The organism is Rhizobium sp. MHM7A (genome assembly GCF_005862215.1).
In the GTDB taxonomy this organism is placed as follows: domain Bacteria; phylum Pseudomonadota; class Alphaproteobacteria; order Rhizobiales; family Rhizobiaceae; genus Rhizobium; species Rhizobium bangladeshense.
Window position 1 is genome coordinate 31,037 of record NZ_VCHT01000009.1, and the last position, 13,623, is coordinate 44,659.

The 13,623-nt window shown below is 64.0% G+C and carries 10 protein-coding genes; 2 read left to right on the forward strand and 8 right to left on the reverse strand.

Annotation, left to right across the window (positions count from 1 at the left end; translation table 11 throughout):
• Nucleotides 1-10 precede the first annotated feature (10 nt).
• The 4 genes from FFR93_RS25405 to FFR93_RS25420 form a co-directional block, all read right to left on the reverse strand.
• Nucleotides 11-1,966: a DEAD/DEAH box helicase gene (locus FFR93_RS25405; RefSeq protein WP_138395197.1), complete on the reverse strand. Its 1,956-nt coding sequence runs from the start codon at nt 1,964-1,966 to the stop codon at nt 11-13.
• Nucleotides 1,967-2,064: 98 nt separating this feature from the next.
• On the reverse strand, nt 2,065-3,921 hold the full coding sequence (locus FFR93_RS25410; protein WP_138395198.1) for an adenylate/guanylate cyclase domain-containing protein: 1,857 nt from the start codon (nt 3,919-3,921) through the stop codon (nt 2,065-2,067).
• Nucleotides 3,922-3,926: 5 nt separating this feature from the next.
• Nucleotides 3,927-4,445, reverse strand: coding sequence for a FecR family protein (locus tag FFR93_RS25415; RefSeq protein WP_138395199.1), 519 nt, complete (start codon nt 4,443-4,445; stop codon nt 3,927-3,929).
• A gap of 136 nt (nt 4,446-4,581) precedes the next feature.
• The gene (locus FFR93_RS25420) at nt 4,582-5,712 is read right to left on the reverse strand and encodes a citrate synthase (RefSeq protein WP_138395200.1); all 1,131 of its coding nucleotides are present in this window, start codon (nt 5,710-5,712) and stop codon (nt 4,582-4,584) included.
• 84 nt (nt 5,713-5,796) lie between these two features.
• Between FFR93_RS25420 and FFR93_RS25425 the strand changes: the two genes are divergently transcribed.
• Nucleotides 5,797-6,885, forward strand: a complete 1,089-nt coding sequence (locus tag FFR93_RS25425) for a citrate synthase/methylcitrate synthase (protein WP_138395201.1) — start codon at nt 5,797-5,799, stop codon at nt 6,883-6,885.
• Between the two features lie 57 nt (nt 6,886-6,942).
• On the opposite strand, the gene FFR93_RS25430 is transcribed toward FFR93_RS25425, so the two are convergent.
• The 4 genes from FFR93_RS25430 to FFR93_RS25445 form a co-directional block, all read right to left on the reverse strand.
• The gene (locus FFR93_RS25430; protein ID WP_064713653.1) at nt 6,943-8,571 is read right to left on the reverse strand and encodes a CTP synthase; all 1,629 of its coding nucleotides are present in this window, start codon (nt 8,569-8,571) and stop codon (nt 6,943-6,945) included.
• Nucleotides 8,572-8,713: 142 nt separating this feature from the next.
• Nucleotides 8,714-9,247, reverse strand: a complete 534-nt coding sequence (secG, locus tag FFR93_RS25435) for a preprotein translocase subunit SecG (RefSeq protein WP_064710548.1) — start codon at nt 9,245-9,247, stop codon at nt 8,714-8,716.
• Nucleotides 9,248-9,378: 131 nt separating this feature from the next.
• Entirely contained in the window at nt 9,379-10,149 is a 771-nt protein-coding gene (gene tpiA, locus FFR93_RS25440; RefSeq protein WP_138395202.1) for a triose-phosphate isomerase, read from the reverse strand.
• Nucleotides 10,150-10,285: 136 nt separating this feature from the next.
• Entirely contained in the window at nt 10,286-11,185 is a 900-nt protein-coding gene (locus tag FFR93_RS25445; RefSeq protein WP_138395203.1) for an alpha/beta hydrolase, read from the reverse strand.
• Nucleotides 11,186-11,392: 207 nt separating this feature from the next.
• Here FFR93_RS25445 and parE point away from each other — a divergent pair, with 207 nt between their 5' ends.
• On the forward strand, nt 11,393-13,462 hold the full coding sequence (parE, locus tag FFR93_RS25450) for a DNA topoisomerase IV subunit B (RefSeq protein WP_064710546.1): 2,070 nt from the start codon (nt 11,393-11,395) through the stop codon (nt 13,460-13,462).
• Nucleotides 13,463-13,623: the final 161 nt, after the last annotated feature.

Genomic DNA, 13,623 nt, shown 5'->3' on the forward strand with positions numbered 1-13,623 from the left:
GCGATCAAAATCAGCCGGACTTCTTCTTGGAAAATTTGCCTTTCGGCCCAGCGCCGCCCTTGCCCTCATGCTTTCCGCCCTCGAACTTCGGCTTGTCATATCCAGGCTTGTCGGATTTTGCCCCATGGTAGCCGGGCTTGCCGGTCTTCTTGCTCCAGGGCTTGACGTCCCGCCGTTCCCCGCCGCCATTGTCGGCTGCCGCATAGCCGCCGCTCGAACCCTTGCCGAAGTTTTTCTTCGGCCGCTCTTCGCGGAACGCCTCACCCGGCCGCTCGTCACGCGAGGTCTTACCGGCATAAGCTTTCGGCGCCGATGCGCGGCTGAAGTCAGGCGTGCCGGAGAGTCGGGTCACTCGGATGCCGCGTTCGAGCGCCTTGTTCGGTCCGATCGCATTCAGGAAGCTGTCGGCGCTCGCCGCCGCGATCTCCACATAGGTCTCTTCCGACTGCATCTTGATCGCGCCGATCTCGCGCTTAGTCAAGTTGCCGTTGCGGCAGAGCATCGGGATCAGCCAGCGCGGCTCGGCATTCTGCTTGCGCCCGACCGAGACGGAGAACCAGACGCTCGGACCGAAATCATCGCGCGGTCCTTTCTGGGCCGGCTCGTAGGGCGCGGCATCGTCGCGGCGCTTGCGGCTGCGGTCTTCATAAACCGAGACCTCGACCAAGTCTTCCGGCGCCGAATGGTTGGTGCGGTAAAGACGCAGGAAAGCTGCGGCGAGTTTTTCGGCGCCATGGCTGGCGAGAAGCTGCTGCACCAGCTGTTGTTCGTCCTCTTGCGGCGCTTCATGGAAAATCGGATCGGCAAGCAGCCGCTCGTCGTCGCGCTCGCTCACCTCCTCGGCAGACGGCGGCCGCGCCCAGGCGGCCGAGATGCCGGCATTCTCCAGCAGGCGCTCGGCCTTGCGCCGGGCATTCAGCGGCACGATCATGGCGCTAATGCCCTTGCGTCCGGCTCGGCCGGTGCGGCCGCTGCGGTGCAACAGCGTTTCCGGATTGGTCGGCAGGTCGGCGTGGATGACGAGATCGAGGCCCGGCAGGTCGATGCCGCGGGCGGCGACATCGGTCGCGATGCAGACGCGGGCACGCCCATCGCGCATCGCCTGCAGCGCGTGGCTGCGCTCGTTCTGGGTCAGTTCGCCCGACAGCGCCACCACGGAGAAATTGCGGTTGTTGAACCGTGAGGTCAGGTGATTGACGGCCGCGCGCGTCGAACAGAAGACGATGGCGTTGGTCGCCTCGTAATAGCGCAGCACGTTGATGATCGCGTTCTCGCGGTCGCTCGGAGTGACGACAAGCGCGCGATATTCGATATCGACATGCTGTTTTTCCTCGGCCGCGGTGCTGATGCGCACCGCATTGCGCTGGTAGCTCTTGGCAAGCTTGGCGATCGCAGCCGGCACGGTGGCCGAAAACATCAATGTGCGACGCTCGTCCGGGGCCGAGTCGAGGATAAATTCCAGGTCCTCGCGGAAACCGAGGTCGAGCATCTCGTCGGCCTCGTCGAGCACAGCGGCCTTCAGCTCCGACATGTCGAGCGCGTGGCGGCGGATATGGTCGCAGAGCCGGCCCGGTGTGCCGACGACGATATGAGCGCCGCGCTCCAGCGAGCGGCGCTCGCTGCGGATGTCCATGCCACCGACGCAGCTGGCGATCACCGCGCCCGTCATCTCATAAAGCCATTCGAGCTCACGCTTCACCTGCAGGGCAAGCTCCCGCGTCGGCGCGATGACGAGTGCAAGCGGCGCGCCGGCAGCACCGAAACGCTCGCTGCCCTCGAGCAGCGTCGGCGCCAGCGCCAGCCCGAATGCGACGGTCTTGCCGGAGCCGGTCTGGGCCGAGACCAATGCGTCCGAAGCGGCAAGTGCCGGATCGAGCATCGCCTGCTGCACCGGGGTGAGTTCGGCGTAACCGCGCTTCTGCAACGCCTTGGCGATCGCCGGAACGACGCCGTTGAATTCTGTCATGGGTTCGATCTTTCGGAGCTGTCAGGCGCAAAATGCGCCATGGCCGGAGCCAGCCGGCGGGGTGTTTGCGCCGTTCCTAGCCGCTCCCGCAGCGATTGTCAAAGCGTGCGGCTTCGCCACAGCCAGGCGTCGATCTGGTTTGCCCGCCCGCGCAGCGTCGTTTCCAACGGACCCTCGATTCGGCCGGCGGTGAGGAGCACGCTACCAGGACCTGCTGCGCGCACGATTTCGGCGCTCAGCGCCAGCTCGACACCATGGCTGGCTGCGACCTCCATCAACCGGCTCCCGACATTTACCGTATCGCCCGCCGCCGTGATCTGCTGCCGGTCGCCGGTGCCGAGCCGCGAGGCGACGATCGGCCCGCAATGGGCGCCGACTTTGAAGCCGATCTTCTTCTCGGCAAGCCCCGCCTGCGTTCGAAGCCAGGCCCGGGTGCGCTCGCAAAGGCCGACCGCGCAGGCGGCGGCTCGGGCGGCATCGTCATCGGCGGGCTTCGGCAGGCCGAACAGGATCATCGCCCCATCGCCCATGAAGCTGGTAATGGCGCCGCCGTGGGCGCGCGCCTCCTCGTCGATCAGTTCGAAAAAGCTGCTCAGCACCTCGCTCACCTTGACCGGCCCGACGTTTTCGCTGAGGCCGGTGAAGCCCGAGAGATCGATGAAGACGACGGCGGCGTCCTGGCGCACCGGCGCGGCAAGGAAATTCGGATTGCGCGCCAGCCATTCGCCGAGACCCGGCGCCTCGATGCGCTGCAGCAGCGCGCTCTGTTCGGCGAAATGGCGGGCGCGGCCGCGATCACGCCAGAGCTCGGCCGCACCGAAGAGCAGCGCCGGCGGCAGTGCCGCGGCGATCGGTAGCGCCGCGCTCAGCCAGTAGCCATGGGCGAAGGCCGACAGATTGAGCATTGCCCAGACGACCAGCATCAGCACGATGATGAGATAGCCCGCAGAACTCCGCCGCCATGCAATCAATGAAACCAGCAGGAGCGGCAGGGCGACGGCAGTACCGGCATCGATCAGCCTGATCCTGTGGTCTCGCACCATCCCGTCGCCGGTGACGAGATGGGTAATCGCCGTCGACATGACCTCGACGCCGGGCATGACCGGATCGAACGGCGTGGGGAAGACATCGCCGCCGCCGGTGACGGTCGCGCCGATGACGACGATGCGGCCGGCGATCGCATCCGCCGGGAGTTTGCCGTCAAGCGCATCTGCGGCGCTTGATGTGGCGATGCTGCCGTGCCGGCCATAGAAGGTCACCGGCAGGCGCTGGCCGATATCTGTGGGAATACGCAGCGTTCCGAGGAGGATAGCGTCGTGTTCGATCGTCGGATCGACACCGAGAGCCACCGAGGCGGCACGCAGCGGAAAAGCCGGGTCGAGCCGGTCTGCGGCGCGCGAGATCAGCGGAATGAAACGCGGCGTGCCGGTGTGGTCGGTGGCGACATTGACGACACCGACCGCCGCCGCGGCTGCAAAGCGCGGGAGCGGCAAGAGAAGCTGATCTGCCTCGGGAATGGCGGCAAGCGGATCGTCCGGCAAGTTGGTGACCCGCTGCCGGCTCTGCGCAAAGGTGGCCGCCGCCGCAATCACGCTCGGTCCCCCTTCAAGAGCTGCGGTCAGCGCCGCATCCCCCTCCTCCGGTCCCGGATCGACGAGCAGGATGTCGAGTGCCAGAGCCTTCGGCTTCAGAGCGTTGATCGCATTGACGAGGCGCGCCAGTGTCGCCCGATCAAGCGGATAGCCGTGGGCCGCCGCCGTACGGTCGTCGATCGCGACGATCGAGACGACGGGAGGCGGTGTATTTGATCCGACTACGATGCTGCGAATATCGGCGAGCGATGCCTCCATCCGATCGAGAAGGCCTATCCGGCCATTGAGATGGAGATAGCCGAGCACCGCGCCCCAAAGACCGGCGAGCAGCAGCGCGATCACGGTCAGCAGGCGATGGCTCATGGCATTTATTGGCCGAGGCGGGCAAGAAGGGCGGCGACGCGCGGCGCAGGCCAGCGACGCACGAGGAGGGGTTCGGCTCCGCTGATCACATCGACGCCTTCGCCCGGTGTCAGCACCACCGGCTCGCCGACAGGCCGGCGCACAGCCACGCTGCCTCTGACGACGAGCACCGAAGTCTTGCCGCCTGCGACGTCGACGGCCCATTGCGTGCCACGCACGGCGGCGATCGCCTGCGGTGTCACCACCTGGAAACCACCCGTATGCTGGCTGCCGTCGACATCAACGAGGATGGCCTTGCGCCGCAGCGACGCCGAATCGGGACTGCCGTCGCCATTGCGGTCGGAGAGTCCGAAAGACGCGCCGGCCTCCGCCGTCACCTTCACGCCGCCGGGGCAACTAAACGTTCGGCGGGCGCCGGCATCGCGCGAGATCGCGCAGCCCGCAGATTGCGCGAGCGCCGCCTCATGCGGAATGAGCCCGGCAGTGAGCGCGGCGGCAAACAGCTTGCGAAACGTCATATTCATGGAAAGCCCCCGTGACCGGTGCGGAACTGCCTCTGCGAAAGCACCCGCCACCGTCTTCTTCCATGCGAGGCATGATAGCCGAATTCGGATATTTCCCTAGACGAAAAAACAGACTGCGTATCTCAGGTGCTGCTCTTCATAAGGGCGCCGGTCCGGTATAACGCGCCCGTGGCCGGATTAATTCGCCGCTTTCGATCTGCTCCATCGCATGCGCAAGCCAGCCGGTGCAGCGCGCAAGCGAAAAAATGATGATCGGCGCCTCTCTCGGCAGATCGAAGGCGGACGTCATCGCCGCAAGCGCGAAATCGATATTGACCTTTTCGCCGACAATCTCCTCGCCCCTATCCCTGACTTCGGCGAACTGCGGCGGAAGGGAAAATTGTGAAAGCAGTGCCAGCGCCCTGATATCGCCGTCCGGATAGAGCGGGTGACCGAAGGCGGATAGGCGATTGCCCTGAGCAAGTGTGCGGCGGATCGCCTGCCCCGGACCGAGGGTGCAAGCCGCCTCGATCAACGCATCGACGCTCTGCCAGGCGGCGCCATGCAGAGGTCCCGTCAGGGTCGCCAGACCGGACAGCACGGCGGCCGACAGTGCCGCACCCGAAGAGGCCGTGACCCGTGCCGCAAAGGCCGAGGCGTTGAGTTCATGATCTGCAAGCAGCACCAGCGCGCGACGCAGGCAATCGCCGGCCTCCGGCCGCTGCCAGCTTGCCGCCAGCCTGAGATGCAGCGGTCGGTCCGAAGCGCCCGGCGCCAGCGCATCGGCGATCGTTGCGAGAATGCCGTGCGCCTCGCGCCGAAGTGCTGCCGGCGAGCGGCCAAGCGTCGGCAGGTCCGATGTCACCCGCCCGGCAAGCGCCAGGAACGCGGCCTGAAGCGATGGAGGAGCATGCCGGGCCGCAGCAGTGGAGGCAGGCATTTCCGCTCCATTCCAGAGCAATGCCGCCGTCTGCTCCAGCGTTGCCGTCTCGGCAAGATCAGCCACGTCATGGCCTCGATAAAAAAGGCGGCCGCCCGCGATGGTCGAGATCGCCGAGGAAAGAACGGGATCGCCCCAGCGGATCGTCCCGGCGGCGACCGTTTCCGCCTTGCGACGGCCCGCATGGCGAACTGCAAGCCGCTGCACGTCGGTGGCGTGATAGAGGCTGCGGCGCGGATCGGCGGGATCCGGCTTGGCGCGGATGCGCCCTCGGCTGACATTGGCGTAGAGTGTCTGCGGTTTGGTCTTCAGCGCCTTCAGCGCTTCCTCGGCCGTTAGCCACGACATCACGTCCTCACATTGATCAATTGCGTCAAGATTGACGTCAATGAAACTAGGTCGGATCATCCTAGCCGTAAAGGAGAAAACATCATGCAGAACGGCTTGGAAGACGTGATTGCCGCCGAAACGCAGCTTTCGGATGTCGATGGCGAAGCGGGGCGACTGATCATCCGCGGTGTATCGCTGGATCATCTGGTGGCGGGCGGGACCTATGAGGGCGTGGCTGCCCTGCTGCTCGACGAATTGACGGAACGGAGCTTCGATGAAGCGCTATTGCGCACCTGGCTGGCGGAAGCCCGAGCAAGGGTTTTCATCCATATCGAGGCCGCCGACGCGGCCTTGTTCGCCTTGCCGCCGGTCGATGCGATGCGGGCGCTGATCGCCAGGCTGCCGGACGGTGAGGATTTCGACACCGCAATAGCCCTTCTGGCAGCCCCGGCGGTCTTCCTGCCGGCGATTCTCAGGCTGCAGCGCGGCGAAAAGCCGATCGCGCCCGACGCCTCGCTGTCGCAGGCGGCCGATATTCTGCGCATGCTGACCGGACGATTGCCGACCATAGAGCAGACGGCGGCGCTCGACACCTATCTCGTGACGATATCAGACCACGGTCTCAACGCCTCGACTTTCGCATCTCGGGTCATCGCCTCGACGCAGGCCGGCCTTACCTCTTCGGTCCTGGCTGCATTGAGCGCGCTGAAGGGACCGCTGCATGGCGGTGCGCCCGGTCCCGTCCTTGACATGCTGGATGCGGTGGCAACGCCGGAAAATGCCGGCAGATGGCTTGCCGACGCGCTCGATCGCGGCGAAAGGCTGATGGGCTTCGGTCACCGCATCTATCGCGTCCGCGACCCGCGCGCCGATGCGCTGAAAGGCACGCTGAAGCCTTTGATCGCGTCAGGCCAGGTCGACAGCGTCCGCGGCGAACTCGCCGAGGCCGTGGAAGCCGCTGCATTGGCGATCCTGAAGGCGCGCAAGCCGAACCGACCGCTCGACGTCAATGTCGAATTCTATACAGCGCTGCTGCTCGAAGCGCTCGGCTTCCCGCGTCAGGCCTTCACCGGGGTCTTTGCAATCGGCCGTACGGTTGGATGGCTGGCGCATGCCCGGGAACAGGCTCTCGACGGCCGGCTGATCCGACCGCGGTCAGTCTATATCGGGCCCTTGCCGGCCGCTGCCTGACAGTAGAATTGCGGATTGTCCAGACCGCGCAAACCGCGCGATCTGGCGCCGCATGCGTCAGACGAGACGGCTCTGTTCGGTCGCTGCTTCGATGAAGCTTGCAAACAGCGGATGCGGGTCGAGCGGCCGGCTCTTCAGTTCCGGATGATATTGCACGCCGATGAACCAGGGATGATCGGGATATTCGATCGTCTCTGGCAGCACGCCATCGGGCGACATGCCGGAGAAGACGAGGCCGCAGCTCTCGAGCCGGTCCTTATAGTCGATGTTGACTTCGTAGCGATGGCGATGACGCTCGGAAATATCGGTCGAGCCGTAGATCTCCGAGATCTTCGTGCCCTTCTTCAGCGCCGCCTTGTAGGCGCCGAGGCGCATGGTGCCGCCGAGATCGCCGGCTGCCGTCCGCTTCTGCAGCTCATTGCCCTTGACCCATTCCGTCATCAGACCGACCACCGGCTCTTTCGCCGGGCCGAATTCGGTTGACGACGCCTCCGGCACGTCTGCGAGATTGCGCGCCGCTTCGATGACGGCCATCTGCATGCCGAAACAGATGCCGAAATAAGGCACCTTTCGCTCGCGGGCGAAGCGCGCCGCATGGATCTTGCCCTCGGAGCCCCGCTCGCCGAAGCCGCCGGGCACGAGAATGCCATGCACCTTTTCGAGATAGGGTGCGGGATCTTCCTTCTCGAAGACTTCCGACTCGATCCATTCGAGCTTGACCTTGACGCGATTGGCAATGCCGCCGTGATGCAGCGCCTCGATCAGCGATTTATAGGCGTCCTTGAGGCCGGTATATTTGCCGACGATCGCGATTGTCACCTCGCCCTCGGGCGTACGGATGCGATTGCAGACCTCCTCCCACTGGTCGAGACGCGGCTTCGGCGCCGGCTCGATGCCGAAGGCGGCGAGCACTTCGTCGTCGAGGCCTTCCTTGTGGTAAGCCATCGGCACGTCATAGATGTTGGCCACATCGAGTGCCTGGATGACGGCGGACGGACGCACGTTGCAGAACAGCGAAAGCTTGCGGCGCTCAGCTTCAGGAATTTCGCGGTCAGCGCGCACCAGCAGGATATCGGGATGAATGCCGAGGGCCTGCAGTTCCTTCACCGAATGCTGGGTCGGCTTGGTCTTGAGCTCACCGGCCGCCGGGATATAAGGCATCAGCGTCAGATGGACGTAGACGGCGGTACCGCGCGGCAGATCGTTGCCCAGCTGGCGGATCGCTTCCATGAAGGGCATGGCCTCGATATCACCGACAGTGCCGCCGATCTCGCAGATGACGAAGTCGTAGTCCTTATTGCCCTCGGTCACGAAATCCTTGATCTCGTTGGTGACATGCGGAATGACCTGCACCGTCGCGCCGAGATAGTCGCCGCGCCGTTCCTTGTCGATAATGTTTTTGTAGATCCGGCCGGTGGTGATGTTGTCCGTCTTGGTGGCCGAACGCCCTGTGAATCGCTCGTAGTGACCGAGATCGAGATCGGTTTCCGCGCCGTCGTCGGTGACAAAGACTTCGCCATGCTGGGTCGGACTCATCGTGCCCGGATCCACGTTCAGATAGGGGTCGAGCTTGCGAAGCCGGACCCGATATCCACGGGCCTGCAGCAACGCTCCGAGAGCCGCGGCCGCAATTCCTTTTCCGAGGGAGGAAACCACGCCGCCAGTGATGAATACGTATCGCGCCATGGGCTTCACCGGATACCTTTTCAAAAACGATTCCACCAGCCCAAAAATTCTTTTCCAGAACTTTCGGAGTCTGACGGAGAATCTGCACAAAAGAAAACCGGCAGACCCGAGGGCCTGCCGGCGGTTTATGTCGAATCCCGGTTTACTGTCCCGTCGGGACGCCGGAGGGCTGAGCTGGCGACGGCGCGGCTGGAGCTGCGGGCGTTGCCGGGGCAGTAGTCGTCGGAGCGGTTGCTGCCGGAGCAGTCGATGAAGGCGCGGTGGCTGCCGGAGCCTGGACTGCGGGAGCTTGCGCGGCAGGAGCCTGTGGTGCGGGCGCGGCCGCACCACTGCTCGGGACGCCATTGCCCGCCGGCTGGTTCGCCGGAGCCGGTGTGCCGCCGCCGAGCGAGTCGAGAATGCCGTTGCCCTGGCCGCTCGTCGCGGGGATGCGATTGAGAATGTCGCTCGGACGGCCCTCATAGCGCGTCAGTATGCCGAGGCCGAGCGAAGTGAGGAAGAACAGGGTCGCCAGGATCGCGGTCGTGCGCGTCAGCGCATTGGCAGTGCCGCGGGCCGACATGAAGCCTGAACCGCCGCCGATGCCGAGTCCGCCGCCTTCAGAGCGCTGGATGAGCACGACGCCGACGAGGGCGAGCACGATCATGAGATGGATGACAATCAATACTGTCTGCATGGGTCCAGTCCTGCCCGCCTGGAGGCGGACATAATTAAGAATTCTGGCGGCTCTTTACATGAGGCTCTCGCCTATTCCAAGCCCTTCGGCCCGGAATAAATAGACGTATGAACCGAGCAATGAACAATGCCTCAGGCGAGCAGCGCCTCATAGGCCCGGTAGATGGCGAGGAAGTCGGCGGCTTTCAAGCTCGCCCCGCCGATCAGCGCGCCGTCGACATTGGCGATGCCCATTAGTTCCCCGGCATTGGCGGGCTTTACCGAGCCGCCATAGAGAAGACGAATCTTGCGGCCTTCATCACCGAAGCGTGCCGCCATTTCGGAACGCATGAAGGCATGCGCCTTTTCCACGTCGCCTGATGTCGGCGTCACGCCGGTGCCGATCGCCCAGATCGGCTCGTAGGCGATGACCGTATTTTCGACGGTCGCGCCGTCCGGAACCGAGGCGGAAAGCTGGCGCTTGATGACGTCGAGCGCCTGGCCGGCCCGTCGTTCGTCCGCCGTCTCGCCGATGCAGATGATCGCCGTCAGGCCGGCGGCAAAGGCAGCCTCCGCCTTGGCGCGCACCAGATGGTCCGTTTCGGCGTGATCGGTGCGGCGCTCGGAGTGACCGACGATCACATAGGTGCCGAAACTATCGGCGATCATTTCGGCCGAGATATCGCCGGTGTGGGCGCCTGATGCTTTCTGGTGGCAATCCTGGGCGCCGATCGCAAGCGGGCTGTCGGTGCAGAGCGCAGTCGCCACGTAGAGCAGCGTCGTCGGCGGGCAGATCAGCGCCTCGACCTTGCCGGCCAGCGGTGGACGAACGCCCTCGGCGATCGCCTTGATCTGATCCAGGGAGGCACGCGTGCCATTCATCTTCCAATTCCCCGCCACGAGCGGGCGCACGTCAGGTGTCATGCCGGCCTTCCACAAACTGCTTATGCCTGCGGCCATATCAAAAGCTTGCGTCAAAGAAAAGCATCATGCCCTTGACGTTGAGGGAATCTCGTGGTCCCGCGCATATTTTCTTCCGAAAAGACACCGGCAGCGCGCTTCAGCCGGCGAGAATCCAGTTCAAGACCCCGCGCCAGTCGATCATCCGGATCGGCGTTCCGTGATTGCCGGTCTGAAACAGCGTGAAGCGCGTTGGATATTTTGCCTTGTGCAGGCTTTCGAATAGCGCCTGCTGGTCGGCAGCTGCATAGACCGGATCACGGCTGCCATGCGCGAACCAGAGCGGCAGTTTCGCCTTGTGGAACGCGCTTCTGGTGAAATCCGGATCGGTGACGCCGCTCATGATCAACATGCCCTTCAACCGCTTGACGCTCGCCTCGTCACGCGCGATGCCCCAGCAGACCTGACTGCCCATGGAGGCACACGACAGGATCACCGGCCGTTTGGGCGATTGCGCGCTGGCATAGCGGATGAGGCCCGCGATTGCGGCAACGCCGTTGCTGTCGAAGCTCCTGACCGTCGGCGAATAGTAGACGCCGCCATTGCCGGCGACGAGGTTCTTCAGCCGGTTGAAATTGCCGCCGAAGCTGTAATCATTGGCGCCGAGCCGGCGGTCGCCGTCACGGCCGTGGATGAAGATCACCGTGAAGGCGGCGTTCGCGGCCGGTCCCACCCTGGTGACATCGAGCCTTGTGCCGTCGAGGGAGAGGGTTTCGTCCGCCTGGGCTTTGCGGATGCCGAGCGCCACATATTTCTGCTGGACTCTTTTTTGCGGGATCTGGTCGCGGCCGTTGATATCGCGCATCTCGTCGTAATCGACGACCTCGAACGCGCCGTCGTCGGCCCTCTGCAGCACTGTCTGCTTCGAGAACAGATCGTCCTTGAAGGGCGCCAGCACGTCAGCTGCCCGCGCCGGCCCGCCGGAAGACAGCAGGGCTGCGGTCAGCAAAAAGGCCGCAATTGTGGTGATAACGGTGCAATCACTTGTGGACATTCGCATGCGGATGGTTTCCTGAAGCCTGCCGCCGCTTGCCATTCCGCGCCCGGCAACGCAAATCATGTGTCAAAGCCCGCCTAACCGGCGGTGTCGCGTATAGCGGTGCTTTCTGGCAGAATCTGCCTGATTCGCAAACGTGACATGAAATGCGGTGATTTTGGGTCCGCGGCGGATGCCCGCCCAAGACAGGATGAAGATCTGAACGGCTCCATGGACGATAGCAACGACCTTTTTTCCGGACTGCCCCTTTCTGAAAAACGCGAGGAGGCCCCGAAGCCTGCGGCTGCGACCGAGCGTGTGCCGGCGGCTGCACCGCCCGTCTCTCCTCGTCCCGCCCCGGCCTCGAACGCGGATGATTACGGCGCCTCGTCGATCCGCGTTCTCGAGGGCCTCGAGCCGGTGCGCATGCGCCCAGGCATGTATATCGGCGGCACCGACGAAAAGGCGCTGCATCACCTCTTCGCCGAAGTCATCGACAACGCGATGGACGAGGCGGTCGCCGGACACGCCAATTTCATCGAAGTGTATCTCGATCTGCAGGGCTATCTGACCGTCACCGACAACGGCCGCGGCATTCCGGTCGAGAACCATCCGCAGGTGCCGGGCAAATCGACGCTCGAAGTCATCATGACCAAGCTGCATGCCGGCGGCAAATTCGACGGCAAGGCCTACGAGACATCGGGCGGCCTGCACGGCGTCGGCGTTTCGGTCGTCAACGCCCTCTCCGACTTCCTCGAGGTCGAGGTGGCGCGTAACCGCAAACTCTATCGCCAGCGTTTCTCCCGCGGCCTGCCGCAGGGCGGGCTCGAGGAACTTGGCGACGTCCACAATCGCCGTGGCACGCGCGTGCGCTTCCATCCCGATCCCCAGATATTTGGGGAGCACATGAAGTTCGATGCCGCCCGTGTCTTTCGCATGGCGCGCTCCAAGGCCTACCTCTTCGGCGGCGTCGAGATCCGCTGGAGCTGCGAGCCGGGCGTACTGCCCGAAGGGTCGGAGGTGCCTGACAAAGCCACCTTCCATTTCCCCGGCGGCCTCAAGGATTATCTCCAGGCGACGATGGGCAAGGAATTCACCGTCACCCGCGAGATCTTCGCCGGCAAGACCGAGAAGGCCAGCGGCCACGGTTCGATGGAATGGGCGATTACCTGGTACGGCGGCGACCCGCAGGTGCATTCCTATTGCAACACTATCCCGACCCCTGAAGGCGGCACGCATGAGGCCGGCCTGCGCATCGCGCTGACCAAGGGCCTGAAGGCTTATGCGGAATTGACGCAGAACAAGCGCGCCGCGCAGATCACCACCGAAGACGTGATGATCTCGGCGGTCGGCATGCTGTCGGTCTTCATCCGCGAGCCGGAATTCGTCGGCCAGACCAAGGATAAGCTTGCGACCGTCGAGGCCCAGCGTATCGTCGAGAACGCGTTGCGCGATCCCTTCGACCACTATCTCGCCGACAATCCGAACGAAGCCGCCAAACTGCTCGACTGGGTGATCGAGCGCGCCGAAGAGCGCCTGCGTCGCCGCAAGGAAAAGGAAGTCAACCGCAAGACGGCAGTGCGCAAGCTGCGCCTGCCGGGCAAGCTCGCCGATTGCTCGCAGAACACCGCCGAAGGCGCCGAACTCTTCATCGTCGAGGGTGATTCGGCAGGCGGTTCGGCCAAGCAGGCGCGTAACCGTGCCAACCAGGCGATCCTTCCACTGCGCGGCAAGATCTTGAACGTCGCCAGCGCCGGCCGTGAAAAGTTCGGCGCCAACCAGCAGCTCGCCGATCTCATCCAGGCGCTCGGTTGCGGCACACGCTCGAAATACCGTCAGGAAGATCTGCGTTACGAGCGCATCATCGTCATGACCGATGCCGATGTCGACGGCGCCCACATTGCCTCGCTGCTCATCACCTTCTTCTATCAGGAAATGCCGGAACTGGTGCGCGGCGGCCATCTCTTCCTCGCCGTGCCGCCGCTTTACAAGATCACCCAGGGGGCGAAATCCGCCTATGCTCGCGACGACAACCATCGCGCCGAGCTGATGCAGACGGAATTCAAAGGCAAGGCCAAGGTGGAGATCAGCCGCTTCAAAGGACTCGGCGAAATGATGCCCGCCCAGCTCAAGGAAACCACCATGGATCCGGCCAAGCGCACTCTGCTCAGGGTGTTGATAGACGAGGTGGATTTCGAGGGCACCCGCAGCGCCGTCGACGATCTGATGGGCACCAAACCCGAGGCCCGCTTCCGCTTCATCCAGGAGCGTGCGGCCTTCGCCGAAAACCTTGATATCTGAACAAGTCTCAGCCGCGCCGAACGATTGGATCGCTCGGCGCGCCCCTTTAGCATCTGCGATTTCACGGAACTGACGAAGAACCGTAACAACTCCGTCAAATAAGCGGCGCATGAAGCGGACTGCGCGCGACTTCCCCAGGGGATGGCGCCTAGCCGTTTCGA